21 protein-coding genes are annotated in these 22963 nt (G+C 60.2%); 11 read left to right on the top strand and 10 right to left on the bottom strand.

The features are described 5' to 3' along the window. Window positions 1-123: 123 nt before the first annotated feature. The gene (locus AC3EC3_RS03410; protein WP_488488269.1) at window positions 124-1473 is read left to right on the top strand and encodes a hypothetical protein; all 1350 of its coding nucleotides are present in this window, start codon (window positions 124-126) and stop codon (window positions 1471-1473) included. Between the two features lie 103 nt (window positions 1474-1576). On the opposite strand, the gene AC3EC3_RS03415 is transcribed toward AC3EC3_RS03410, so the two are convergent. Continuing rightward, the gene (locus tag AC3EC3_RS03415; RefSeq protein ID WP_488488270.1) at window positions 1577-2245 is read right to left on the bottom strand and encodes a carbonic anhydrase; all 669 of its coding nucleotides are present in this window, start codon (window positions 2243-2245) and stop codon (window positions 1577-1579) included. An 84-nt stretch (window positions 2246-2329) separates the two neighbouring features. Here AC3EC3_RS03415 and lipA point away from each other — a divergent pair, with 84 nt between their 5' ends. After that, window positions 2330-3301, top strand: coding sequence for a lipoyl synthase (lipA, locus tag AC3EC3_RS03420; protein WP_488488271.1), 972 nt, complete (start codon window positions 2330-2332; stop codon window positions 3299-3301). Next, a complete protein-coding gene (locus AC3EC3_RS03425) occupies window positions 3301-3747 on the top strand; it encodes a type II toxin-antitoxin system RatA family toxin (RefSeq protein WP_488488272.1) in 447 nt (148 codons plus the stop codon). Before lipA ends, AC3EC3_RS03425 begins: the two co-directional genes overlap by 1 nt. Window positions 3748-3795: 48 nt before the next feature. On the opposite strand, the gene AC3EC3_RS03430 is transcribed toward AC3EC3_RS03425, so the two are convergent. Genes AC3EC3_RS03430 through AC3EC3_RS03440 form a run of 3 tightly spaced genes read right to left on the bottom strand, consistent with a single transcriptional unit; the run spans window position 3796 to window position 6126 of the window. Beyond that, window positions 3796-4320, bottom strand: coding sequence for a CinA family protein (locus AC3EC3_RS03430; RefSeq protein WP_488488273.1), 525 nt, complete (start codon window positions 4318-4320; stop codon window positions 3796-3798). Window positions 4321-4360: 40 nt separating this feature from the next. Further along, the gene (locus AC3EC3_RS03435; RefSeq protein ID WP_488488274.1) at window positions 4361-4888 is read right to left on the bottom strand and encodes a hypothetical protein; all 528 of its coding nucleotides are present in this window, start codon (window positions 4886-4888) and stop codon (window positions 4361-4363) included. A 41-nt stretch (window positions 4889-4929) separates the two neighbouring features. Then, entirely contained in the window at window positions 4930-6126 is a 1197-nt protein-coding gene (locus AC3EC3_RS03440; RefSeq protein WP_488488275.1) for a bifunctional 2-C-methyl-D-erythritol 4-phosphate cytidylyltransferase/2-C-methyl-D-erythritol 2,4-cyclodiphosphate synthase, read from the bottom strand. 79 nt (window positions 6127-6205) lie between these two features. On the opposite strand from AC3EC3_RS03440, the gene dusB reads away from it, so the two are divergent. The 7 genes from dusB to hflX all read left to right on the top strand — a co-directional run bounded on the left by dusB (window position 6206) and on the right by hflX (window position 15640). Further along, entirely contained in the window at window positions 6206-7252 is a 1047-nt protein-coding gene (gene dusB / locus AC3EC3_RS03445; protein WP_488488276.1) for a tRNA dihydrouridine synthase DusB, read from the top strand. Next, on the top strand, window positions 7249-8394 hold the full coding sequence (locus AC3EC3_RS03450) for a two-component system sensor histidine kinase NtrB (protein WP_488488277.1): 1146 nt from the start codon (window positions 7249-7251) through the stop codon (window positions 8392-8394). The genes dusB and AC3EC3_RS03450 overlap by 4 nt, the downstream gene beginning before the upstream one ends. Then, complete coding sequence (locus AC3EC3_RS03455; RefSeq protein ID WP_488488278.1) at window positions 8391-9806, top strand: sigma-54-dependent transcriptional regulator; 1416 nt, start codon at window positions 8391-8393, stop codon at window positions 9804-9806. Before AC3EC3_RS03450 ends, AC3EC3_RS03455 begins: the two co-directional genes overlap by 4 nt. A 111-nt stretch (window positions 9807-9917) precedes the next feature. Next, complete coding sequence (locus tag AC3EC3_RS03460; protein ID WP_488489185.1) at window positions 9918-12095, top strand: sensor histidine kinase; 2178 nt, start codon at window positions 9918-9920, stop codon at window positions 12093-12095. A 48-nt stretch (window positions 12096-12143) separates the two neighbouring features. Beyond that, a complete protein-coding gene (ntrX, locus tag AC3EC3_RS03465) occupies window positions 12144-13553 on the top strand; it encodes a nitrogen assimilation response regulator NtrX (RefSeq protein ID WP_488488279.1) in 1410 nt (469 codons plus the stop codon). A gap of 134 nt (window positions 13554-13687) precedes the next feature. Continuing rightward, window positions 13688-14272: an RNA chaperone Hfq gene (gene hfq / locus AC3EC3_RS03470; RefSeq protein WP_488488280.1), complete on the top strand. Its 585-nt coding sequence runs from the start codon at window positions 13688-13690 to the stop codon at window positions 14270-14272. Window positions 14273-14302: 30 nt separating this feature from the next. Further along, complete coding sequence (hflX, locus tag AC3EC3_RS03475; protein WP_488488281.1) at window positions 14303-15640, top strand: GTPase HflX; 1338 nt, start codon at window positions 14303-14305, stop codon at window positions 15638-15640. On the opposite strand, the gene mazG is transcribed toward hflX, so the two are convergent. Then, window positions 15617-16423, bottom strand: coding sequence for a nucleoside triphosphate pyrophosphohydrolase (gene mazG / locus AC3EC3_RS03480; protein WP_488488282.1), 807 nt, complete (start codon window positions 16421-16423; stop codon window positions 15617-15619). The two genes, hflX and mazG, sit on opposite strands and share 24 nt — an antisense overlap. A 184-nt stretch (window positions 16424-16607) precedes the next feature. Between mazG and AC3EC3_RS03485 the strand changes: the two genes are divergently transcribed. Next, window positions 16608-17384, top strand: coding sequence for an IclR family transcriptional regulator (locus AC3EC3_RS03485; RefSeq protein WP_488488283.1), 777 nt, complete (start codon window positions 16608-16610; stop codon window positions 17382-17384). A gap of 11 nt (window positions 17385-17395) precedes the next feature. On the opposite strand, the gene AC3EC3_RS03490 is transcribed toward AC3EC3_RS03485, so the two are convergent. The 5 genes from AC3EC3_RS03490 to bglB form a co-directional block, all read right to left on the bottom strand. Further along, window positions 17396-18406: a sugar kinase gene (locus AC3EC3_RS03490; protein ID WP_488488284.1), complete on the bottom strand. Its 1011-nt coding sequence runs from the start codon at window positions 18404-18406 to the stop codon at window positions 17396-17398. Between the two features lie 37 nt (window positions 18407-18443). After that, entirely contained in the window at window positions 18444-19199 is a 756-nt protein-coding gene (gene kduD, locus AC3EC3_RS03495; RefSeq protein ID WP_488488285.1) for a 2-dehydro-3-deoxy-D-gluconate 5-dehydrogenase KduD, read from the bottom strand. A 23-nt stretch (window positions 19200-19222) separates the two neighbouring features. Continuing rightward, on the bottom strand, window positions 19223-20056 hold the full coding sequence (gene kduI, locus AC3EC3_RS03500) for a 5-dehydro-4-deoxy-D-glucuronate isomerase (RefSeq protein WP_488488286.1): 834 nt from the start codon (window positions 20054-20056) through the stop codon (window positions 19223-19225). A gap of 64 nt (window positions 20057-20120) precedes the next feature. Continuing rightward, a complete protein-coding gene (locus tag AC3EC3_RS03505) occupies window positions 20121-21695 on the bottom strand; it encodes an MFS transporter (RefSeq protein ID WP_488488287.1) in 1575 nt (524 codons plus the stop codon). Between the two features lie 121 nt (window positions 21696-21816). Then, entirely contained in the window at window positions 21817-22932 is a 1116-nt protein-coding gene (gene bglB / locus AC3EC3_RS03510; RefSeq protein ID WP_488488288.1) for a beta-galactosidase BglB, read from the bottom strand. Window positions 22933-22963: the final 31 nt, after the last annotated feature.

Raw genomic sequence — 22963 nt, forward strand, 5'->3', positions numbered from 1 at the left:
ATGAAACTAATCCGGCAAGCTGGTTGCCAAGGCCGTATTTCGACGCCATCACCAGCGGCAAACCCCCGTCGAGCCCGCCCAAGGGGTGCGCTCGGTCCATTCTGAAAGAGGAGTTGGCCTGTAATGGCTCGCAAGTTCCTGCTGTCCCGTCTTGCTCTCGCGGTCGCCCTGTCGGGCGGCATGACCGCCGCCGTTCTGCCCTCGGCGGCGATGGCGGCCAAGAAGAAGGACGAACCTGCCAAGTCGGCTTTCTCGCCCGAATATGCAAAGGCCGCCCAGGAGATCGATAAGACGATCACCGATGGCAAGACCAATGCCACGGTTCAGGCTGACGTGGCGGCGGTGAAGGCCGCAACCGACGACGCGGCCAAGACGGCGGCACGGGCCAAGGTCGATGCGGATATGGGCGGTATCACTGCCAAGCTGCAGGCTGCCGGTGCCGTCGCCAGCACGCCGACAGACAAACTCAAGCAGGGCGATATGGAGCGCATGCTGGGCGTTTATCTGGACGATCCCAAGGTCCAGAATCAGGGCCTCGTCCATATGCTGGACAGCGGTGCGCTTGACGCAGCCAACGTCCCGCAGGTCCAGTATCTGACCGGCGTTACCGCCTATCAGTCGGCTGACTATGTAAATGCAGCCAAGTATCTGAAAATGGCCAGCGATTCGGGTTACAAGGACGATCAGAACCTGATTCCTGCACTGCTTGCTGACAGCTACAAGCGTTCGGGTAATGCGGGCGCTGCACTTGGCATGGCGACACAGTCGATTGACCAGGCCATCGCTGCCGGTCAGAAGCCTGACCAGAATGCGGTGCGCACGGCGCTGCAATCTGCCTACGATGCCAAGCAGCTGGACCAGTCGGTGAAGTATGCCGGGATGCTTGCGCAGTATTACCCCAGCCCGGACACCTGGAACGTCTCGCTGGCGGTCGTGCGTCAGCTTGCACGTCTGCCCAACGACCAGAACGTTGACCTGATGCGCCTGATGTTCGCGACCGGTGCTCTCAAGAACGGCAATGACTATCTCGAGTACCTCGCCGACGTCGATCCGCGTGCTTATCCGGGGGAGGCGATCAAGATCATCGACGCGGGGGTCGCGGCCGGCAAGCTGAATGCTTCCACCGTGGCGCAGGACAAGGGTGTTGCGGCTGCGGCTGTGGGGGGCGACAAGGCTTCGCTGCCGTCGCAGGAGCGCGATGCGATGAAGCCGGGTGCCAAGCTGGCGACCGTTGTGGCCGCTGGCGATGCTTTCCTGAGCTATGACCAGCCGGCTCAGGCTGAGGCTGCATATACCAAGGCTCTGGGTATGCCGGGTGTCGATGCTGCCAAGGTCGCGCTGCGCCTCGGCATGGCGCAGGTCCAGCAGGGCAAGTATGCCGACGCCAAGACCAGCTTCGAGAAGGTGACGGGGCCGCGGGCCTCGGTCGCCAAGATGTGGGAAGCTTATGCTGCGAGCAAGGCGGGTGCCTGATTGTAAGGCAGGCTTCTTTCACTGAATTGTAAAGGGCGCCGGTCACGAGACCGGCGCCCTTTTTCATGCTCGTGACAGTCTTGTTTGCACGTGTCCGCGGGGATCAGGCGACGGCGTGGAATTCGCGGGTTTCATCGTCCATCAGGTGCAGAACGCCATCGGAGATCGCGAAGAAGGCGCCGCGAATGTGCAACTCGCCGCTGGCAGTTTTGCGCTGGACACAGGGGAAGGTCATAAGGTTGTCCAGGCTGACGCGCACGGCAGCCTGCTCCATCTCGCGCTCGGCAGGGCGGCCGGTGGTGCCGTGCTTGGCTGCGACCGGTTCGCGCGCTTCGTCCAGCATGGCGATCCAGTTGGCGACGAAGCCGCCTTCACCCGGCTGGGTGCCATGCAGTTCCCGCGTTAGTGCCGCCTTGCAGCCGCCACACATGCCGTGGCCCATGACGACCACTTCCTTGACCTTGAGCACCTGCACCGCGAATTCGAGTGCGGCCGACACGCCGTGAAGGCCGGGCGTGGTCTCGAACGGCGGGACCAGTGCGGCAACGTTTCGCACCACAAAGATTTCGCCGGGATCGACATCGAAGATCTGCGACGGATCGACTCGGCTGTCCGAGCAGGCGATGATCATGACCTCGGGTTGCTGGCCTTCGCTCAGTTGAGCCCAGCGTTCGCGGTTCTGCGACCAACCGGTGCTGCGGAAGCGGCGATAGCCGGCGATCAGCGTGTCGAGCACGCGGTTCTCTTCGGGGTTTGCGTTTTCAGCGGTCATGGTGGGGCTCCTTCAAACTCTGCTCTCGCCTTAGCCCGGATATTCCCACTGGCAAGGGCGCGTGCATGAGACTATCTGGAGCCCATGAACGACCTCTCCAGCACGCCGCCTTCCGAAAATTCGCCGCAGCGCCAGCGCAAGCCGGACTGGATTCGCGTCAAGGCGCCGACCAGCAAGGGCTATGGCGAGACTCGCAAGCTCATGCGCGACCTCAGTCTGAACACCGTGTGCGAAGAGGCCGCCTGCCCGAATATTGGCGAGTGCTGGACGAAGAAGCACGCGACCGTGATGATCCTCGGCGACACCTGCACGCGTGCCTGTGCGTTCTGCAATGTGAAGACCGGCATGCCGGGGCGCGTCGATCCTGCCGAGCCTGAACACGTCGCCGAACTGGCGCTCAAGACCGGGCTCGAGCACATCGTTATCACTTCGGTTGACCGCGATGACCTGCCCGATGGTGGTGCGCACCAGTTCGTGAAGGTCATCCAGGCGCTGCGTGCCGCGACACCGCAGACCACCATCGAAATTCTGACGCCGGATTTCCGCGGCAAGATGCGCCCCGCCATCGAGGCGATCGTGGCTGCGCGCCCTGACGTCTACAACCATAACCTTGAGACGGTGCCCCGCCTCTATCCGACGATCCGCCCCGGTGCGCGCTATTACGCATCGCTGCGGTTGCTGGAAGAGGTGAAGGCACACGATCCCTCGATCTTTACCAAGTCCGGCGTGATGCTTGGCCTCGGCGAGGAGCGCCTGGAAGTCCATCAGGTGATGGACGACATGCGCAGCGCCGACATCGACTTCCTGACCATGGGCCAATACCTGCGCCCGACCCCGAAGCATGCGGAAGTCAAGGAGTTCGTCACGCCCAAGGCATTCGATGCTTATGGTGCTATCGCTCGCGCCAAGGGCTTCTTGCAGGTCGCCTCTTCGCCGTTGACCCGCTCAAGCTATCACGCGGGCAAGGATTTCGCCGAGATGCGTGCCGCGCGTGAAGCGAAGCTGGCGAAGGCAGCAGCGGCCAAGTCGGGCGTGAAGGCGGCAGGTTCGCGCTGATGCCCGGTATTCACGAGACCTATCGACTGCCTTACAGTGCAGAGCAGATGTTCGATCTCGTCGCTGACGTGGGGCACTATCAGGAGTTCCTGCCGTGGGTCGTGGCGACCCGCGTGAAGTCGGACAGTGAAACCGAGATGGTCGCTGATATGCTGGTCGGGTTCAAGGCGCTGCGAGAGAAGTTTACTTCACGCGTAGAGAAGGCGCGTCCTCAGCAACTCAAGGTACACTACGTCGATGGCCCGATGCGAGACCTTGAAAACAGCTGGACGTTTCATGCTGTCGATGAGCATGCCTGCGATGTCGAGTTCGACGTTCGCTTCACATTCCGCAACGCCCTTTTCGAAAAGCTGGCGGGGCAGTACTTCGACAAGGCCTTCCGCAAGATGGTTGCGGCGTTTGAGGAACGCGCTGCGCAGCTTTACGGAAAGCCACAAAGCGTCTGAATAGAGCCTGCGGGTGGAGTGTCAGATCACACCTCGCAGGACATTCGGTCAGTTGGCAGTAGCGGTGTCGTTCTCGGGCAGCAGCAGTGTCAGGGCGACAATTGCGGCCTGAAGGCGGATTTCGCTCCGATCTTTGCCGTTCATAAGCTGTTGTTCGGCGTTATGCTCTTCGTCCCCGCGGTGCGCGCGCGCGAAGACGACTGTTCCGACAGGCTTCATTTCCGAGCCACCATCGGGGCCAGCGATGCCGCTGATCGCCACTGCAACGTCAGCATTGCTGTGTGCGATCGCGCCTTGGGCCATGGCCCAGGCGACGGCAGGCGATACGGCGCCTACTGCGTCGAGCAGATCAGACGATACGCCCAGAAGATCGGTCTTTGCTTCGTTCGAATACGTCACGAACCCGCGATCCAGGACGGCAGATGATCCGGCGATCTCGGTCAAGGCTGCGCAGGCGAGGCCGCCTGTGCAACTTTCCGCCAGCGCGACGCGACGGCCTGCGGCCTTGTTCTCGTCGATCACCCGCTGCGCAAGTTCGATCAGTTCGGAAGGAAGAAGTGTTGCCTGAGCCATGGGGATACCCGGTGGTTGTCTTTGGAAAGGTCGAGAAAGGTTAGTTCCGGCAGAGTGTCAGGCCGCCGAACGGTGTGGAAGTTGCCCGCCGGTTGTTGGCGGCCATGTCAATGAATATCGTGAGCAGGCCAGTGGTGCTCTCAGGGGGCAACTGGGCCATCAACCCTATCACAGTGTCGATGCTGTTGCATTGATCGAGAGCTATGCCCTGAGCGACAAGACCTTGGATGGTTATGCTCACCAGTTGCTGCTGGCTCGATTGGGGTAGCGCGGAGAACAGGCCCGTACCTTGATCAAGGTCACCGGATTTTGCGAATTTCGCGAAAGCCGCACGAGCAGCAGGCCAGGCAGCATCACGTTGGCGGGCGTAGCGCTGCGCCAGGGTATTGCCATTGGTCGGCAAGAAGGCTTGCGAAGGGAGGGCTTGTCGACAGCGTTCTGTGGTCCCGGTGATGATGTCAGGCAGGGCATACATCATCAGGGATGCAGCTTCGGTACGAGTGAGGCAGCCGACATCAGACGCCTGAGCTACGCCGGTCACGGCCGTTGCCGCCAGAGCGAGACTCATCGTTGCCCACCTGAAAACGAAACGTTGCATGGCGGCGATGGTCAGTTTCGAATCATGCAGACCGCCGCCTGTGCGGCGATGCCTTCACGGCGACCGGTAAAGCCGAGCCGCTCGGTTGTCGTAGCCTTGACGCTGATGAGTGTGAGATCGACGTTGAGAATTTCGGCCAGTCGTCGGCGCATCGCTTCGCGATGCGGGCCAATCTTTGGTGCCTCACAGATAATCGTGAGATCTGCATTTCCCAGGCGATAACCGGCTTCTGCGGTCAGCTTCGCGGCATGGGCGAGGAACTGATCGGAAGCTGCACCGCGCCATTGCGGGTCGGAAGGAGGAAAATGCTGGCCGATATCGCCTGCGCCGACGGCGCCGAGAATGGCATCGACAAGCGCATGGATGGCGACATCGGCGTCGCTGTGCCCGGAAAGGCCGTGCGTGTGTTCGATGCGGACCCCCGCGAGCCAGAGTTCCTCCCCTTCGACAAGGGCGTGCACGTCGTAGCCTGTCCCGACACGCATCAAGGGGGCTTCAATAGCGAAATCGGCTGCATAAGTCAGCTTGTGCAGGGCTTCGTCTCCTTCGATCAGCGCTACGGTGAGGCCATCGGCCTGTGCGACTTGCGCATCATCGCTCGCGGTCAGTGGACCATCCCATGCGCGATGCGCCGACAGGATTTCAGCGAAACGAAAGGCTTGCGGTGTCTGTACGCGGCGTAAATCTTCACGGCGGGCCGGAGCGCCCATGACCGGCATGTCGGCGTCGATCTCGATATGGATGAGACTGTCCGGTACAGGCAATACGGGAATTGCGCCTGGCTGCCTGGCAAGAGCTTCGAGCAGACGTTCCAGCACCGGCATTGGCAGAATAGGTCGGGCGGCATCATGAATCAGCACCTGGGAAGGCGCGTGCGAGGCCAGTGCCTCCAGTCCGCGTCGCACGGAATCCTGTCGGCTGTCGCCGCCATTGGTAAAGTGAACGCCTTCGAGACCGGCAAGCGCGGATGTAGCGACCCGTTCTGTCCCTTCTGGGATGACCACCAGAACCGGCGTAATACCTGCGCGAACGAGCGTTTCGACTGAATGGCGTATCACCGGCTTGCCGCGCCAGAGGGCGAACTGTTTAGGAAGTGGCTGACCGGCGCGCAGGCCCTGGCCTGCGGCAACGACGATAGCGCCAACGCCGCCAACCTTTCCGGGTAATTGGGCTGCATCCTGGGCAGATGTGGCAGATGTAGGCGACATCGTCGTTGCCGGTAGTCTCTTGCCGTGAGAAGGGCAATGGATTATGCGCTGCCTGTTTTTTAGGCACGCTGGTCACAAAATGTCCAATTATCCGATTTCGCCCGCATTGAATCCGATCATGGTCGGTCCCGTCCAGATCGACTGTCCGGTCGTGCTGGCGCCGATGACGGGCGTTTCGGACTTGCCGTTTCGCCGGATGGTGCGTGCGTTCGGTTCTGGCCTGAATGTCACCGAGATGATCGCGAGCCCCGCGGCAATTCGCGAGACGCGTGTGTCGTTGCAAAAGGCGATGTGGGACAAGGTCGAAGATCCGGTCTCGATGCAGTTGGTTGGCTGCGATCCTGAGCAGATGGCCGAGGCCGCGAAACTGGTCGAGGATCGTGGGGCAGCGATTATCGACATCAATATGGGGTGCCCGGTCCGTAAGGTCGTCAACGGTGATGCCGGTTCCGCGCTTATGCGTCAGGTTCCGCTCGCGACCAGACTGATCGAAGCAACCGTGAAGGCGGTAAAGGTGCCGGTGACAGTCAAGATGCGTATGGGTTGGTGTCATGACAGTCTGAACGCACCGGAACTCGCCCGTATTGCCGAGGATCTGGGCGCCAAGATGATTACCGTCCATGGGCGCACGCGTAACCAGATGTACAAAGGAAGCGCCGATTGGGCTTTCGTGCGCCGAGTGAAGGATGCGGTCTCGATCCCGGTGGTTGTCAATGGTGACATCTGCACGATCACGGATGCTGCGCAGGCGCTGGAGCAGTCTGGCGCAGACGGTCTTATGATCGGGCGTGGTGCCTACGGTCGTCCGTGGTTCCTTGCTCAGGTTATGCAGTGGTGGCGTGGCCAGTTGGTTGCCGCGGATCCGACTGTGGCAGAACAGTACGAAATCATCCGCCGTCACTATCAGGACATGCTCGACCACTATGGCGAAGATACCGGCGTCAAGATGGCGCGCAAGCATCTGGGTTGGTACATCAAGGGTGTTCGAGGCTCGGCGGAATTCCGTAACAAGGTGAATTTCATTCAGGACGCGGATGCCGTTCTGCGTGAGCTTGAAGCCTTCTACGCCCCATATTGTGAGGGCAATGAGGTGGGCGAACTTCCGGATGATTTGCGGGCTGCATGACGCCGCTGGTCCGCACGCCCTCGTTGCCCGAGGCGAGCCGGATGCTCGCCAGTCTGCCGCAGGCGGTAGTCCTGCTGGAGCCAGGCTTGCGGATCGCTTCGGTCAATCCTGCGGCAGAGCAATTCTTCGGCCAGTCGCAGCGCCGCCTTTCCGGGCAATCGCTCGATGCGGTGATGGAACTGACGGATCCGCGCCTTGCAGAGCGCTTGCTTGATTATGAAACGCCTCTGAGTGCGCGCGAGATCGCCGTCAATCTCAGGGGGCGAGGGCAGCGCCGGATAGACATAAATCTCGCGCCATTGGCGGACACCCCCGGCTGGCAAGTGCTGGCGCTGCACGACAACAGTCCGGCTGAAGCTTTGGGAGAGGATTCGGGTACTGCTGACAATGCCGTGCTGCGCGGTCCGGAAATTATCGCGCACGAGATCAAGAACCCTCTCGCAGGCATTCGCGGCGCCGCGCAACTGTTGGCCCGAAAGCTTGATGATCGCGACCGGGCGCTCACCGATCTGATCACCGGGGAAGTCGATCGGATTGCCACGTTGATCGAGCAGATGCAGAAATTGAGCCGACGCACGGTTGCGCCGGTGGAATCCTGCAATTTGCATATTTCCGCACGGCGTGCCGTCGATGTGATCGAAGCTGCCTGCGTCGGACGCGGTGAACCGCTGAAAATCGTTGAGGAATTCGACCCGTCCTTGCCATCGGTTCTCGGCAGCCCGGACGGTTTGGTGCAGGTCATCATCAATCTTCTGTCGAATGCGGTGGAGGCCTGCCGCGATGTATCCGGGGCTAGAGTGGCCATCAGGTCCCGTTTTGCAAGCGGTTTGCAGCTTCATACGACCGATGCGGGAGTTCCGCTGCGCCTGCCGATTGAATTGCGGGTGACGGATAATGGCCCCGGTGTCGACGGCGCCATGCGCGAACATATTTTCGAGCCGTTCGTAACGACAAAGAAGAGCGGGCAGGGATTGGGGCTTCCGCTTGTACGTAAGCTGATAAGGGACATGAACGGGCGTATCAGTCATGAACGCGACGAAGATCGCGGTCTTACCCATTTTCGGGTTCATCTGCCGCTGGCCCTGGATTTTTCATGCGAGCACCTGAATCACGGAACGCCCGGAAAGAAAGACCGATCATGAGTGTTCTGCTTGTCGAGGACGATATGTCCATCGCAATGGTCATAACTGCGGCACTTGAGGCCGAAGGATTGACAGTCACGCATTGTGCGACCCTTGCCGAGCGTGATCGCTTGCTGGTGTCGGATTGCTTCTCGGCGTTGGTGACAGATGTCATGCTGCCTGACGGTGACGGCATCGAGAGTTTGGGGCGTGTGCGAGAAGTGGTTCCTTCGCTTCCTGTTATCGTGCTTTCGGCGCAGAATACTCTTGATACGGCTGTCCGTGCCACTGACACGGGGGCTTTTGAGTATTTTCCCAAGCCTTTTGATATCGACGAACTCGCAAGAACGGTGCGACAAGCTGCTGAAACATCCGTCGGCGGTATGCTGGGCGAGGACGAGCCGCTGGCCGAGGGGTTGCCGCTGGTCGGACGCAGTCCGGCAATGCAGACCGTGTTTCGCATGATAACGCGCGTTCTTCGTAATGATCTGACGGTGCTGATCCTTGGTGAATCAGGTACGGGCAAGGAACTGGTTGCCGAAGCTATCCATCAGTTGGGCCATCGCCGGGAGGGGCCTTTCGTTGCGGTCAACACTGCTGCGATCCCTGCGGATTTGATCGAGAGCGAGTTGTTCGGGCACGAAAAAGGGGCTTTTACCGGGGCGGTTTCGCGTCATGTCGGCAAGTTCGAACAGGCGGCGGGCGGCACGCTTTTTCTCGATGAGATTGGCGATATGCCGATGCAGGCACAGACGCGGCTGCTCAGAGCATTGCAGTCCGGCTCGATTCGCCGGGTCGGCGGTCGCGAGGAAGTGATGCTCGACGTGCGCATCATCGCTGCGACGAACAAGGATCTGGAGCCCGAAATTGCGGCTGGCCGCTTCAGAGAGGATCTCTATTATCGTCTGAATGTCGTGCCGATCGTGACGCCACCATTACGTGAGCGGCGGGATGATATTGATGTATTGGCGCGCCATTTCCTGCAATTGGCAGCTGGAGAAGGGCTGCCGCGCAGGCAGTTGACGGCGCAGGCAATAGAACTGCTGCGCCAGCAGCCTTGGCGGGGTAACGTCCGTGAACTGAAGAACTTTATTTATCGTCTTGCGCTGTTGGCGCGCGAAGACCTGGTGGACGTGGATGGACTTGCGCCGTTGTTGACGCAAGAAGCAACGCAATCCGCGAACGGAGATTCTGGCACGGTTGGCATCGACGATGCTGTATATCTGTGGTTGACTCAGGAACAGCCGACAGCGGGGACAATTTATGTCCGTGCCATGGCAGCCTTCGAACGGCCCCTATTCGCACAAGTGTTACGTGAGACCGGCGGCAATCAACTGCGTGCGGCAAGCGCGCTCGGTATAAATCGCAATACATTGCGCAAGCGCCTCGGCGAACTGGCTCTGGATCCGGAGGAGTTTGTCCGTCGTCCCTGATGCGCGGGTTACGGATTTTCTCTTGCCGTTAAGCAACAGCAGTGTTGTATGATGGCAACGATGGATGAGCTTACCGTTCATAAACGCGCCTGGCCGCGCTGGTGGCGACGAATGCAAGTCGTAGCCCGACGCGCAAACCTGTTCGCCGTGATTGCCGTGATCGCAATTGTCGCCTTCCTGGTGATGACGGCGACCACTTGGTACGCGCTCACGTCCAATGCTGATAACGGCAAGTTGCTGCCTTCCGATCTTACGGCGAGCCTGCTGGTCGGGACGCTCGTTCCGGCATTGACGATTCTGGTGCTGTTCGGGCGCCGCATGGCGCTTCGGCGTGCGCAGGAGAGTATCGGCGGCACCGGCTTGATGCACGTTCGGCTGGTCTTCTTGTTTTCGTTGATATCTGCCATTCCAACGCTGCTCGTGGTGGTGTTCGCGTCATGGCTGTTCCAGTCCGGCGTGGAATTCTGGTTCTCTGACAGTTCACGCGGCCTGTTGGAGAATGCCAACAAACTGGCCTTGGGATATTATGACCAGGCACGCCGCGACGTTGGATATCAAACAGTTGCGATGGCGCAGGACACGCGCATCATGCTGAACGAGAACGCGGTTGCCAGTCCCACTTTTCAGGCGTTTCTGGCTGATGCGGTGCTGCGCCGCAATCTGTCGATGGCTGCCATTGTTCAGGTTGATGCCGACGGCAAACAGCGAACGCCGATTATCGTCGACCCTGACAGGAAAGGGCAGGAGCAGCGGATCACCAAGGACGAGCTTGCCCAGCTTGACAGGGGCGAGCCTATGGCGACGGCATCTAACGCAAACCGGATTGTTGCGGTTGCCCCGATCGAGCGTGAGCGTGGCATCTATCTGTATACCGCCCGCACATCTGATCTTCTGGCGCTCAGTCAGGGGCAGCGCGCCGAGAACATCGTGCAGGCTTACGAAGTTCTGACTAATCGCGCCCGAGTGCTGCAGTTGCGCTTCAATGTCGCGCTATTCATTGCCTCGCTGGTTTTGGTCGGGCTTTCAATATGGTTTGCGCTGCGATTTGCCGACCGGCAGGTCAAGCCACTCTACGAACTGGTCGATGCTGCACGACGGGTTGGTGCAGGTAACTATGCCTTGCGGCTTGAAGGACGCACGGGGGCAGACGAGATCGGGCTGCTTAACCGGGCATTCAATCGCATGACCGCGCAGATCGACAAGCAGACGCAGGATCTCCTGAGCGCGAACCGTGAGTTACACGAGCGTAGCGTGTTTATCGAAGCGGTGCTTGAATCGGTGACATCGGGCATTGTTTCGCTCGATGCGGCAGGTGAAGTTCTGTTGATGAACTCGATGGCGCAGAAGTTGCTGAGCCAACCGGGGGCTGACGTCGAATTCGTGGGTCGGCGCCTTGCTGAAGTGGCTCCGCAGATCGCGGCTGTTGTGGAACAGGGGAACGCCGGGGGGCTGGTTCAATACAGCCGGGGCGGGGATCTGCTGACGCTGGCGGTGAAGACCAGTCGCGATGTGACCGGCCATGTCATTACCTTTGAAGACATCACGCGGCAATTGCTGGATCAGCGCACGGCAGCCTGGTCGGATGTCGCGAGGCGAATCGCGCATGAAATCAAGAATCCGCTGACCCCCATACAGTTGGCGACAGAGCGCTTGAGCCGCCGCTATCGTAAGCAGATCACGGATAATCCGGAGTTATTCGAGGATTTGACCCGAACGATCATTCGTCAGGTCGGCGATTTACGGAAAATGGTTGACGAGTTCTCCTCTTTCGCGCGCTTGCCGAAACCCGTTTTCCGCGCCGAAGACCCGGTCGCGCTGACCAGGCAAGCCCTGTTCCTCCAGGAAATTGCGCGCCCCGATATCGAGTTCGAGTTCGCCAGCGATCCAGAACTTGGCTCGATAGATTGTGATCGGCATCAATTCGGGCAGGCCATGACCAATGTTCTGAAGAATGCGGTCGAGGCTATCGAGGCAAAAGCGGCGCAAGTTGGCGAAGGGTATCGCGGCCTGATTGCAGTTGCTGTCGATGGTCTTCCAGGCTCTGCCCGTGTCCGTATTCGTGACAACGGCATTGGCCTCTCGCAGGATCGCGAGCGGATCATCGAGCCATATGTCACCACGCGGGAAAAGGGCACCGGACTTGGCCTCGCGATCGTCAACAAGATTATCGAGGAGCACGGTGGGGAGATGACCTTCCTGCCTGCTGTAGGCGGTGGGACCGAAGTGGTGATGCGCTTCGCGACCGACCCGCTTCTCGCCACTCGCAAGTCGGAGGCCATCGACGTATGATCTCCCTCGCTCATGCCTTTCCCCCCAAGCACATCGAGAAATTCCCCCATGGCTCTTGATATCCTGATCGTCGACGACGAGCGCGACATCCGCGAGCTGGTCGCTGGCGTCCTGAGTGACGAAGGTTACGAATGCCGTACCGCAGGCGACAGCGTCGCGGCATTGGCGGCCGTCGATGCACGCCGCCCGTCATTGGTTCTGCTCGACGTATGGCTTCACGGCAGCCCAATGGATGGGCTCGAAATCCTTGATGCGATCAAGGCGCGAGAGCCTGAGCTGCCGGTCATCATTTTCTCCGGACATGGCAACATCGACACTGCAGTTGCCGCGATCAGTCGTGGTGCGATGGACTTCATCGAAAAACCGTTCGAGGCTGAGCGCCTTTTGCACCTTGTCGGGCGGGCGACTGAGACCGAGCGCCTAAGGCGCGAGAACCAGCAATTGCGGCAAGATTATTCCGGTAATGAGGAGTTTACGGGTTCCAGCAGTGCGATCAATCAGGTGCGAGCGACGCTGAAGCGGGTAGCGAACACCGGAAGCCGCCTGCTGATCACTGGGCCTGCCGGCTCCGGCAAGGAAGTGGCTGCACGCATTCTCCATGCGTGGTCACCGCGAGCCAACAATGCCTTTGTCAGCGTCAATTCCGCGCGGATCACGCCCGAGCGTTTCGAGCAGGAATTGTTTGGAGAGGAGGCCGATGGCGCGCTTATTCGGCCTGGTCTCCTTGAAATGGCCGATGGAGGAACACTTTATTTCGACGAAGTGGCCGATATGCCGCTCTCCACTCAGGCGCGAATCCTGAGGGTGCTGACGGATCAGGCGTTTGTGCGCGTGGGCGGAACGAGGCAAATACGCGTCGATGTTCGTGTAGTCTCCTCAACCTCGCGCGATCTGGAGAAAGAGATAGCCGAGCGGCGGTTCCGCGAAGATCTATTCTATCGTCTGAACGTCGTGCCAATCGCTATCCCTGCCTTGCGTGAGCGGCGCGAAGATGTTCCGGCTCTCATCGATCACTTTTTTGCGCGCTATGCCAGCGAGCAGGGGGTCATCCCGCCGCTTGTAAGCGCCGAGGCGATGACGGCGCTTCAGGCGTATGAGTGGCCCGGCAACGTTCGGCAGCTGCGCAATGTCGTTGAGCGGACGGTCATTATGGCGCCGCGGGAAAAGCTGGAGGAAATCTCCGCTGACATGTTGCCGCCGGAGATTTTCAGTACACGCAGTCAAGGCGATTCAGGCATGTCAGTCATGATGAGCGCTCCCTTGCGCGAGGCTCGAGAAAGCTTTGAGCGCGAGTATCTCAAGGTGCAAATCCGCCGATTTTCCGGGAATATCTCGCGCACGGCGTCTTTTATCGGCATGGAGCGCTCAGCCTTGCATCGAAAGCTCAAGCTGTTGGGTATGTCCGAACGGCGGGAGGGCGAACTGGAAGGCGATGAAGACGGTTCGGTCGAGACGTAACCGCCTGGGACAATTTTACCCGTTTACTGCATTGCAGCAAGGAGGTAGCTTTCCGCCTCCAACGGTCCAAGTGGGTAGCACGGACCAGATTGCGGACCGCATAGGCGGCTGCCAAAAAGAAGGAGAATGACGAGATGGCTGGTCGTACGCTGACAGCACGTCCAAAATCCGAGCCTGCAGCGCAGGAAGCGACTGCTGCCACGCCGGCCGCAGCAAGCCCGGTAAGCGCCGGATCGTCGGCCGGTAAAGGGCAAAACCTTCAGGATCAGTTCCTGAACCTGCTGCGCAAGAACAAGACACCTGTCACGATGTTCCTTGTCAAGGGCGTGAAGCTCCAGGGTATCGTGACCTGGTTCGACAATTTCTCGATCCTGCTTCGCCGTGATGGTCAGTCGCAACTTGTTTATAAGCATGCGATTTCGACGATCATGCCTTCGACCCCGGTCGATGTGAACCAGTTCGGTGGTCCGGAAGGCTCCAAGAAGACTCGCGTTCTTCAGGATGTGTTCCTGTCTAGCATTCGCAGTGCGAGCGTGCAGGTGACCATGTTCCTCATCAACGGCGTCATGCTTCAGGGGCGCGTTGCCGCGTATGACCTGTTTTGCATGCTGCTGGAGCGTGAGGGCTACGTTCAGCTGGCATACAAGCATGCTGTGTCGACTATCCAGCCGGTTACACCGGTCGATCTGCAGGCGCACGAAGAAGCGCAGGACGACTGAACTGGCATTTCAGAAAAAAGCTGACCGGCATTGACAGATGAATTGAAGGGCGAGGTCACGCGCGGTGCGCGTGTCCTCGTGGCCTATCCGCAAATGCGAGGGCCACGTGGCCCTATAAGCGATCTCGATACCGAAGCGCGCCTTGAAGAAGCGCGTGGCCTTGCGCTGGCGATCGGCCTGGAAGTCGTCGAAGCGATGGCAATCCCGATCCGGGAACCTCGTGCGGGCACGCTCTTTGGCGAAGGGCAGATCCAGAATATCGCTGTAGCCTGTGAATTGAATGAGGCTGAGCTGATTATCGTTGATGGCGCGTTGTCGGCCATTCAGCAGCGCAACCTTGAGGAGAAGCTCAAACGCAAGGTCATCGATCGTACCGGGCTTATTCTGGAGATTTTCGGTGAGCGCGCGGCGACAGCGGAAGGCCGCCTTCAGGTAGAACTCGCGCATCTCGATTATCAGGCGGGGCGCCTCGTACGAAGTTGGACGCACCTTGAGCGCCAGCGCGGTGGTTTCGGGTTCCTCGGTGGTCCCGGTGAAACCCAGATCGAGGCGGATCGTCGAATGATTCGCGACCGCATGGCGAAGATCCGCCGCGAACTGGAGCAAGTGCGCCGTACGCGAGGATTGCATAGGGATCGTCGTGAGAAGGCGCCCTGGCCCATCGTTGCGCTCGTCGGTTACACCAATGCCGGCAAGTCCACGCTATTCAATTACCTGACCGGCGCAGAAGTGATGGCGCAGGATTTGCTCTTCGCAACGCTTGACCCGACGATGCGGGCGGTTCGCTTGCCTGCGGTAGAAAAGGCGATACTCTCGGATACCGTGGGCTTCATTTCCGATCTCCCGACCCAGCTGGTTGCCGCCTTCCGTGCAACGCTGGAGGAAGTGACTGCCGCCGACGTCATTCTGCATGTGCGCGATATCGCCAATCCCGATACCGATGCGCAGAAACGGCAGGTGCTGGATGTGCTGGCCGATCTTGGCGTGCTGCCTGACGAGGATGGTAACATCGACGGCGCGATCCCGATTATCGAGGTCTGGAATAAGTGGGATTTGCTGAGCGCCGAACGCGTCGCTGAACTGGAAGAGGCGGTTGAACATCGTCCCGATGAAACCATCGTTCCATTATCGGCGCTGACTGGAGAGGGCTGTGACAGGCTGCTCGATGTGGTTGGCCACAGGCTTACAGTGGATGCGAAAGTCTATACATTCCTGATTTCGGCAGGTGACGGACAGCGCCTCGCTTATTTGCATGCGCGTGGGCAAGTCCTTAGCGAGACCGATGGAGGCGAAGGGCCCGAAGGCCCCATGCTCCGTATCGAAGTACGTCTGACCGAGCGCGAGTTAGGCCGTTACCGTTCGCTCTGATCGTTTGACGGCCTGCCAATACTGCTCTTGTTCGTCCAGAGTGAGTGCAGCGAAATCATGCCCGTCCTCGCTGGCGAACTGTTCCATCGAGCGAAAGCGCCGTTCGAACTTGGCATTCGCCGCACGCAAGGCGTCTTCCGGGGCAATACCGTTGAGCCGCACGAGATTGACGGCAGCAAACAGCAGGTCGCCGGCCTCTTCCAGCTTTTCTTCAGGAGAGGCCTCGGCTAGTTCGGCGACTTCCTCAGCAACTTTGGCTGCCGCGCTGTGGGGTTCGGGCCAGTCAAAGCCCACGCGTGCTGCACGCTTCTGCAGCTTTTCTGCACGCATCAGGGCAGGGAGCGTCACGGCGACGCCATCAATCGCGCTGGTTTCGCCCTTTGCTTCTCTTTCGGATGCTTTGATCTCTTCCCAGCGCCGATGTACGCCTTCAACATCGGGCTGGTCGTTCACGTCACCGAAAATATGTGGATGGCGGCGTTCCATCTTGTGTGAAATCGCGGCGGCTACGTCAGCGAAAGCGAATGCGCCGCGTTCTTCCGCCATGCGTGCATGGAACACGACCTGAAATAACAGGTCTCCCAGTTCGTCGCGCAGTGAAACGAGGTCGTCATGAGCGATGGCTTCGGCGACTTCGTACGCTTCTTCTATTGTGTAAGGCGCAATCGTCGCGAATGTCTGTTTGCGGTCCCACTCGCATCCGGTCTCGGGGTGGCGCAGGCGGGCCATGATGGCCAGCAGCCGAGCGAGTTCCTGATCCGGTGTACGGTTCGTCGCGGCCATCGGGAAACTCCGGTTGAGATGGGAACAGGAAGCCAGGTTACGCGTCCGGATGCGTATGAGCAACGTGTGCGATACCGTTGCGCACAGGAAGCGGTTGACGGCGCGTGGCGATGCTCTAGATCAAGTGGAATTATGGGTCATCGTCCCGCAAAGTGGGATGGTATAAGATAATGGCACCACGCATATGGCAACTGCTACCGAAGACAAGCCCGAAATCGAAGTGAAGGGCACGCAGACGCTGATGCGTGCGCTCGATATTCTCGATGAAGTGATCGATGGTCCGATCCGCGCCGTTGATCTGGCACGCAAGCTGGGAATGAGCAAGACGACGGCGCATCGCCTCGTTCATGCTCTGAAGTCCCGCGGCTATCTTTCGGTAACGCGCGAGGGTTTCGGGCTGGGTCCGAAACTGCTTGAACTTGGCGTGATGGCAACCGAACAGATTGACTACGTACAGGTTGCGCGCCCGTTCATGGAACGTTTGTCCGAGGAGACGGGATTTTGTGTTTTCGTGGGCAAGCGTGAAGGCGATTGGTCACGACATCTCGATCGCGTGACTGGCCGTCAGCGCCTTCGCGTTGCCACGGCGCCGGGGGATCGCCGTCCGATTGCCGAGACGGGACTTGGCAAGGCGCTGCTGTTTGACGAGGATGAGGCGACTTGGGAGTCGCTCTATCGACAGGCGAACGATGGCAAGATCTCATCCGCGCGCCTGAAGGCGTGGATGGAGACTATGCGCAGGCACCACGCCCGTGGGTATGTCTTTCACGATAGCGAACTGGGCGACGGCGTGCGATCGATCGCAGTGCCGGTGCGCGATGCCAAGAAAGAGGTGGCTATCGCGATCTCCATTGCCAGTGCCGCGCATTATCTTACCGATGATATCGCTGATGCGCTGATTGCCAAGGTGGTGAAGACGGCTGCCGAAATCAGCGAGGCGGTGGGTTTCCGGGTTCGCTGATAGTGGCGCTACTAGCGCCGGACGTCGAGACTGCCTTCCACAAAGGCCATGAGATCCTTGATCCCGAACAGGCTCGCGTCTCCGGGAAGGCTGTGCTTGAGCGCGGCGATAGCAAGACCCGTACGTGCAGCATGCTCGATGTCGTCGGGCGCTGAAAGCAGACCGTGCAGGACGCCGGCCGCGAAGGCATCACCTCCCCCGATGCGATCGATGATCCCGGTTATCGAGAGTTCGTTCGTCTGGATATGCCGGGAAGGGGTATCGATCCGGGCGGCGAGCCGATGATGATCGGCATCGACGAGATGTCTTGCCGTGGACGCAATCAGCGAGAGGTTGGGGAAGGCGGCAAATGCTGCGAGTGCGGCATCCCGGCGTCGTTCCGGCCCGTCGCCTGAGAACGTCTGGCCTAGCAGTAGCGAGATATCGCGGTGATTGCCGAACATTATGTCTGCCTGGCTGACCAGTTCGGTCAGGGTCGCGCGGGGATCGCTGTCCCATGCCTCCCACAACCGCGCGCGATAGTTGCCGTCGAAGATCACTTTCATGCCTTTGGCCCTGGCGGCCTTCGCGGCAGTGACGGCCGCCAGGGCAGGGCCGGGGCCCAGGGCTGGGGTGATGCCTGACAGGTGCAACCAGTCCATGCCATCCAGCAGGGAAGCCCAATCCCAGCTTTCAGGAGCGGCAAGTGCAAAGACGCTGTTTGCCCGGTCATAGACGATTTCGGATGACCGGAGGCTGGCACCGGGGGTCAGGAAATAGAGGCCCATACGCCCCGGCTCTCTCCGCAATCCGCCACAGTCAACGCCGGCACCGCGCAAGGCAACGAGCGCGGTGTCGCCGAGGCCGTCCTCCGGAATAAGGCCGATCATGCTGGTGGAATGCCCCAGGCTGGCAAGGCCGATCGCGACGTTGGCCTCTGCCCCACCAACATGCAGATCAAGGCTGGTTGCCGTGCGCAGCAGCGTCCGCCCCGGAGGCGAAAAGCGACAGAGAAGTTCGCCGAAGCAGGCGATGCGAGTCATCGTAACGATATCCGGTCAGACAATGTGGACAGACCTCTTAGCGCGCAAGCCAACCGCCGTCGACTGCCAGTACTTGTCCTGTGACATAATCGGAGGCCTGAGAGGCGAGAAACACGGCCGCGCCGGCAATGTCTTCCGGTCGTCCCCAGCGGCCTGTGGGAATGCGCTCCAGAATCTGGCGACTGCGCGTTTCATCGGCCTGCAGGGCGGCGGTGTTATTGGTCGCGATATAGCCCGGTGCGATGGCATTGACCTGCACGCCCTGAGGCGCCAGTTCGTTTGCCATCGCCTTGGTCACACCGCCGACACCGGACTTGGCCGCAGCATAGCTTGGCACGCGGATACCACCCTGGAAGGTCAGCAGGGAAGCGATGTTGATGATCTTGCCGGCACCCCGCGCAACCATGTCTCTGGCAGCGGCCTGGCTGAGGAAGAACAGCGTCTTGAGATTGGTATCAATGACCGCGTCCCAGTCCTCTTCCGAGAACTGGAGCAGGTCGTCGCGACGGATGATCCCGGCGTTGTTGACGAGAATGTCGATGCGCCCCAGCTCTGCGAGGGCCTCATCGACGACGCGGTGGACCGGAGCGATCGTGGAGAGATCGGCCCTAATGTTGACGGCCTTGCGGCCGGTCGAGGCAATTTTCTCCAGCGTTTCGGAAGGTTCCGAGCGGCCCGCGACGGCAACGTCGGCACCGGCCTCGGCAAGGGCGACCGCGATCGCTTGTCCGATGCCCGTATTGGCACCGGTGACGAGCGCCGTCTTGCCGGTCAGATCGAAGGATATGGCCATGTCCTGCCCTCTTGCCTGGAAGCTTACTTAAGCTGGCAGATGTCGAGGACGTTCATGTCCGTATAATCGAGATTCTCGCCCCCCATTGCCCAGATGAAGGCGTAGGACTTGGTGCCCGAACCCATGTGGACGGACCACGGAGGCGAGATCACGGCTTCTTCGTTCTCGATGACGATGTGGCGCATTGCTTCGGGCTCGCCCATGTAGTGGAACACGCGGTCGCCGCCCTGAAGGTCGAAGTAGAGGTAGATCTCGCTGCGACGGTCGTGGAGGTGGGGTGGCATGGTGTTCCATACGCTGCCGGTTTCCAGTACGGTCAGCCCGAGGAGGAGCTGCGCGCTTTCGCATACGCCAGGGATGACCAGCTGATAGATCGTGCGGTGGTTGGAGTTGGCCAGATCGCCGCGCTCCAGCGGGTTCGCCTCGGCCAGCGTGATCTTCTTGATCGGGCACACCTTGTGGGCCGGAAGCGAGGCGATGTAATAGCGCGCTTCGGCGCCTTCGAAGATGACCTCGTTCGTGCCCATCGGCACGTAGAGGCATTCCTTGTTGCCCATTTCGTACCGCGTGCCGTCAACGACAATGGCACCGGGGCCGCCGATGTTGACGATGCCGGCCTCGCGCCGTTCGAGAAAGGGGTGGCCCTTGGCCGAAGCGGGTTCGCTCTGTTCCGGCAGCTTGATCGAGCCGCCGGCCGGAACAGCACCACCGATCACGAAACGCTCGTTATGAGAGTAGTTCAGGCAGACCTTGCCGGGCTCGAACATGCCGCCAACCAGATAGCGATCGCGCAGGTCCTCATTGTCGACGCACTGCATCATGTCGGGGTGCGTGGCGTGGTAGGTCTTTTCAAACATGGGACTCTCCGAAAATTCGTGTTCTTGTCGCCGGTTATAGCGCGCTCGCCGGCGAGTGAAAGAATTAATCCCGCGATATGGAATTAAGGTTCACATTGCGATGCGGGCGAAGCTCGGATGGCGCATCATCGCTTAGCGGATTGCGGCCCCAGAGTTGATCGTATCGCCAGCCGGACAGATCTTCGACCACGCGGCCCGCTTCAGGGCTCGATGGTATTCGATGTCCAGCGCGCAGGTGCTCGATTTCAGTCATGAGGATGGCATGGGTTTTGGGCGAAAGCCGAAAGCGTGTGGAGACCAGAATGCCGAAAATCAGCATGGCGACGGTGCCGAAGCCCAGCAGCGCAGCAATCGTGACGACGGCATCGTCGGACTGAACCTGCGCCCCTGAAACGAAGCCGCCCGCTTCCATGACGATGCCGACGCCGGCGACGGCAGCAGCCTGGGTCGCCTTGCGCACGAAAGTCATGACACCTGCAAAGGCACCTTCACGGCGACGCCCGGTCACGATCTCGTCGACATCGGCCATGTAGTTGTACGTGGCCCAGGGAATGTAGTTGAGCGCGCCGCGACCAAGGCCGGCAAGCACGATCGGTGCCCAGATGATCGGGCCGCTCGCAGAAATGCCCATGGCCCACAGGAACACCAGCATCAGTGCCCCCGCCGCGAACGACGCCGCCGCGATCTGGTAGGCCATGGAGGGGGATGCCCTCAGCGCCATATTGATCGCCACGATTACCGCAACGAACTGGACGATGTACATTGTCCCCAGAAGGCCCGAGGCCATAGCAGTCGATCCTGCCAGCGCGAAGATCACGAAGAAAGTGAAGGCGGCGTTGAAAATGTCCTGGCTGATATAGCCGCCGAGATACATGCCCAGATGCAGCCGGAATGCCCGGATGCGCATCGTCGAGAACAGATTGCGATAAAGGGCCTTGATCGCGTCGAGAGGACTGGCAGCCTGTGGCTTGTGTGCCTGAGCCAGATCAGCGGCGGCAGGGATATGCCGCTCCCAACTGACCACCCACAGACAGGCGGCGGTCGCCATGAACAGCACGGCGAAGATGCAGCCCATGTAGAAGAACGTCGCGGCGCTGTCGCGGCCCAGCGCGGTGATGAGCCAGAGCGGAAGAAATCCGGCAAGGATCGCGGCGGCCTGGCCGAACAGGATGCGTGATCCGGCGAACTTGGCTTTCGTGCGGTAATCGCTCGACATTTCGGCCGCGAGTGTCTCGAACGGGATGATCTCCATCGCGTAGACCAGTTCGAACAGGACGTAGCTGACCAGATAGTACCAGAAATGCATGCCGGGCAGCCACATCAGTGCAAAGCTGGGCAAGAGGGGAATGGCGGCGAGAATGAAGAATCGACGGCGGCCAAATCGCCGTCCGAGTGCGGTCGCGCCGAAGTGGTCGGAAATATAGCCGATCATCGGCGATGCGAAGGCATCGAGCACGCGAGCCACGGCGAAAATCAATCCGGCTTCAGCAGCGGAAAGTCCACAGAACTGGGTGTAGAAGATCAGTACCCAGCCGGAAATCACCGCCATCGAGCCCGCGCCCAGCACGTCGTTCGAGCCGTAGCCCAGATAAGTCGTCAGGCGCACCTGTCGCGTGGGGCTGCCGTCTTGTTCTGGCATCGCGGGCATCCTCTACCATGGTTTGCCGGTTGTCCGGCTCTGGCGGGACGGTCTCTTGAAGGACCGCTGCCGCCATTTCTTGTCGGAGTTAATGTGCCGCGCCGGAGCGCGACGTTTCAAGTTAAATATAGCTGCGCAGGAATTCGCCGAGCGCGCATATCGCCAGGCTCTGGCCATATGGCATCGAGGTGAGGGCGATGTCCTTGTAGAACTGCATCGTGTCGCCCATCGCGGTGCCGAAGCTCACCTGCTGCAGTTCGCCGGTCTCGTCGATATTGGCGAGCACGCCTTTTATTGCTGCGATGCCCACAGCCTCGTAATGGCGGGGCAGATAGCCCTTGCGCACGGCCTTCAGGATTCCATAGGCGAACCCGGCGGTGGCCGAGGCTTCCAGATAGCTGGTCGGATCGACGATGAGCGTGTGCCACAGGCCAGTCTCCGCATCCTGCGTCTCTGCCAGCGTCTTTACCTGCGCGGCGAGCGTGTCGATCAGGAAAGTGCGGAAAGCATCCCCTTCAGGCAGGTTCAGGATTTCGATGATCTCGGGGATGGCGATCGTCACCCAGCAGTTTCCGCGCGCCCACAGCGCTTCGGCGAAGTTGTGGCGATCGGTGAAGTCCCAGCCGTGGAACCACAGCCCGGTCTTGCGATCGAACAGGTACTTGATGTGAACGAGGAATTGGCGCTTGGCTTCCTCGATGTACTGTGGGCGGTTCAACAGCAGGCCGATCTTGGCGAGGGGCAGCACTGACATCATCAAGGTGTCGTCCCACATCTCGCCCGGATTCTCGTCATTGTAGACGATGTGCTGGAAGCCGCCCTCCTCTGTCTTGGGCAGGCCATCCGGAGCCATCAGCCATTCGGCCCATGTATCCAGATAAGGGATGTAGCGCGGGTCAGGCTCGTACTCGTAGAGATAGGCGAGCGTAATGAACGGAGCCATCGTGTTGATGTTCTTGGTCGGCGTGCCTTCGGCAAAGCGATCCTCGAACCACTGCTTGATGATGCCCAGTGCCTTGGCATCGCCGGTCTGCTCGAAATAACGCCACATGCCGAAGAGGCCGACGCCGTGGGTCCATTCCCATCCGGCCCAGCCCTTGGTGTCGATCACGCGGCCGTCTTCGAGGTGCAGGAGGAATTCGCCGGTCTCGTCCTTGATGTTGACGAGGTTGTCCATCAGCAGATCGATGGAGCGGACGATGTCCTCGCGCGGAATGTCGTGCGTAAGGGCGGCCAAGTGGGGTCTCCTGAAAGTCCCGGCGGCTTGT

The sequence above is a fragment of the Novosphingobium sp. BAM6 genome (assembly GCF_057784955.1).

Coding starts and splice junctions, on each gene's coding strand:
- AC3EC3_RS03410 (WP_488488269.1), top strand. CDS start 124: ATGGCTCGCAAGTTCCTGCTGTCCCGTCTTGCTCTCGCGGTCGCCCTG.
- AC3EC3_RS03415 (WP_488488270.1), bottom strand. CDS start 2,245: ATGACCGCTGAAAACGCAAACCCCGAAGAGAACCGCGTGCTCGACACG.
- lipA (WP_488488271.1), top strand. CDS start 2,330: ATGAACGACCTCTCCAGCACGCCGCCTTCCGAAAATTCGCCGCAGCGC.
- AC3EC3_RS03425 (WP_488488272.1), top strand. CDS start 3,301: ATGCCCGGTATTCACGAGACCTATCGACTGCCTTACAGTGCAGAGCAG.
- AC3EC3_RS03430 (WP_488488273.1), bottom strand. CDS start 4,320: ATGGCTCAGGCAACACTTCTTCCTTCCGAACTGATCGAACTTGCGCAG.
- AC3EC3_RS03435 (WP_488488274.1), bottom strand. CDS start 4,888: ATGAGTCTCGCTCTGGCGGCAACGGCCGTGACCGGCGTAGCTCAGGCG.
- AC3EC3_RS03440 (WP_488488275.1), bottom strand. CDS start 6,126: ATGTCGCCTACATCTGCCACATCTGCCCAGGATGCAGCCCAATTACCC.
- dusB (WP_488488276.1), top strand. CDS start 6,206: ATGTCCAATTATCCGATTTCGCCCGCATTGAATCCGATCATGGTCGGT.
- AC3EC3_RS03450 (WP_488488277.1), top strand. CDS start 7,249: ATGACGCCGCTGGTCCGCACGCCCTCGTTGCCCGAGGCGAGCCGGATG.
- AC3EC3_RS03455 (WP_488488278.1), top strand. CDS start 8,391: ATGAGTGTTCTGCTTGTCGAGGACGATATGTCCATCGCAATGGTCATA.
- AC3EC3_RS03460 (WP_488489185.1), top strand. CDS start 9,918: ATGCAAGTCGTAGCCCGACGCGCAAACCTGTTCGCCGTGATTGCCGTG.
- ntrX (WP_488488279.1), top strand. CDS start 12,144: ATGGCTCTTGATATCCTGATCGTCGACGACGAGCGCGACATCCGCGAG.
- hfq (WP_488488280.1), top strand. CDS start 13,688: ATGGCTGGTCGTACGCTGACAGCACGTCCAAAATCCGAGCCTGCAGCG.
- mazG (WP_488488282.1), bottom strand. CDS start 16,423: ATGGCCGCGACGAACCGTACACCGGATCAGGAACTCGCTCGGCTGCTG.
- AC3EC3_RS03485 (WP_488488283.1), top strand. CDS start 16,608: ATGGCAACTGCTACCGAAGACAAGCCCGAAATCGAAGTGAAGGGCACG.
- AC3EC3_RS03490 (WP_488488284.1), bottom strand. CDS start 18,406: ATGACTCGCATCGCCTGCTTCGGCGAACTTCTCTGTCGCTTTTCGCCT.
- kduD (WP_488488285.1), bottom strand. CDS start 19,199: ATGGCCATATCCTTCGATCTGACCGGCAAGACGGCGCTCGTCACCGGT.
- kduI (WP_488488286.1), bottom strand. CDS start 20,056: ATGTTTGAAAAGACCTACCACGCCACGCACCCCGACATGATGCAGTGC.
- AC3EC3_RS03505 (WP_488488287.1), bottom strand. CDS start 21,695: ATGCCAGAACAAGACGGCAGCCCCACGCGACAGGTGCGCCTGACGACT.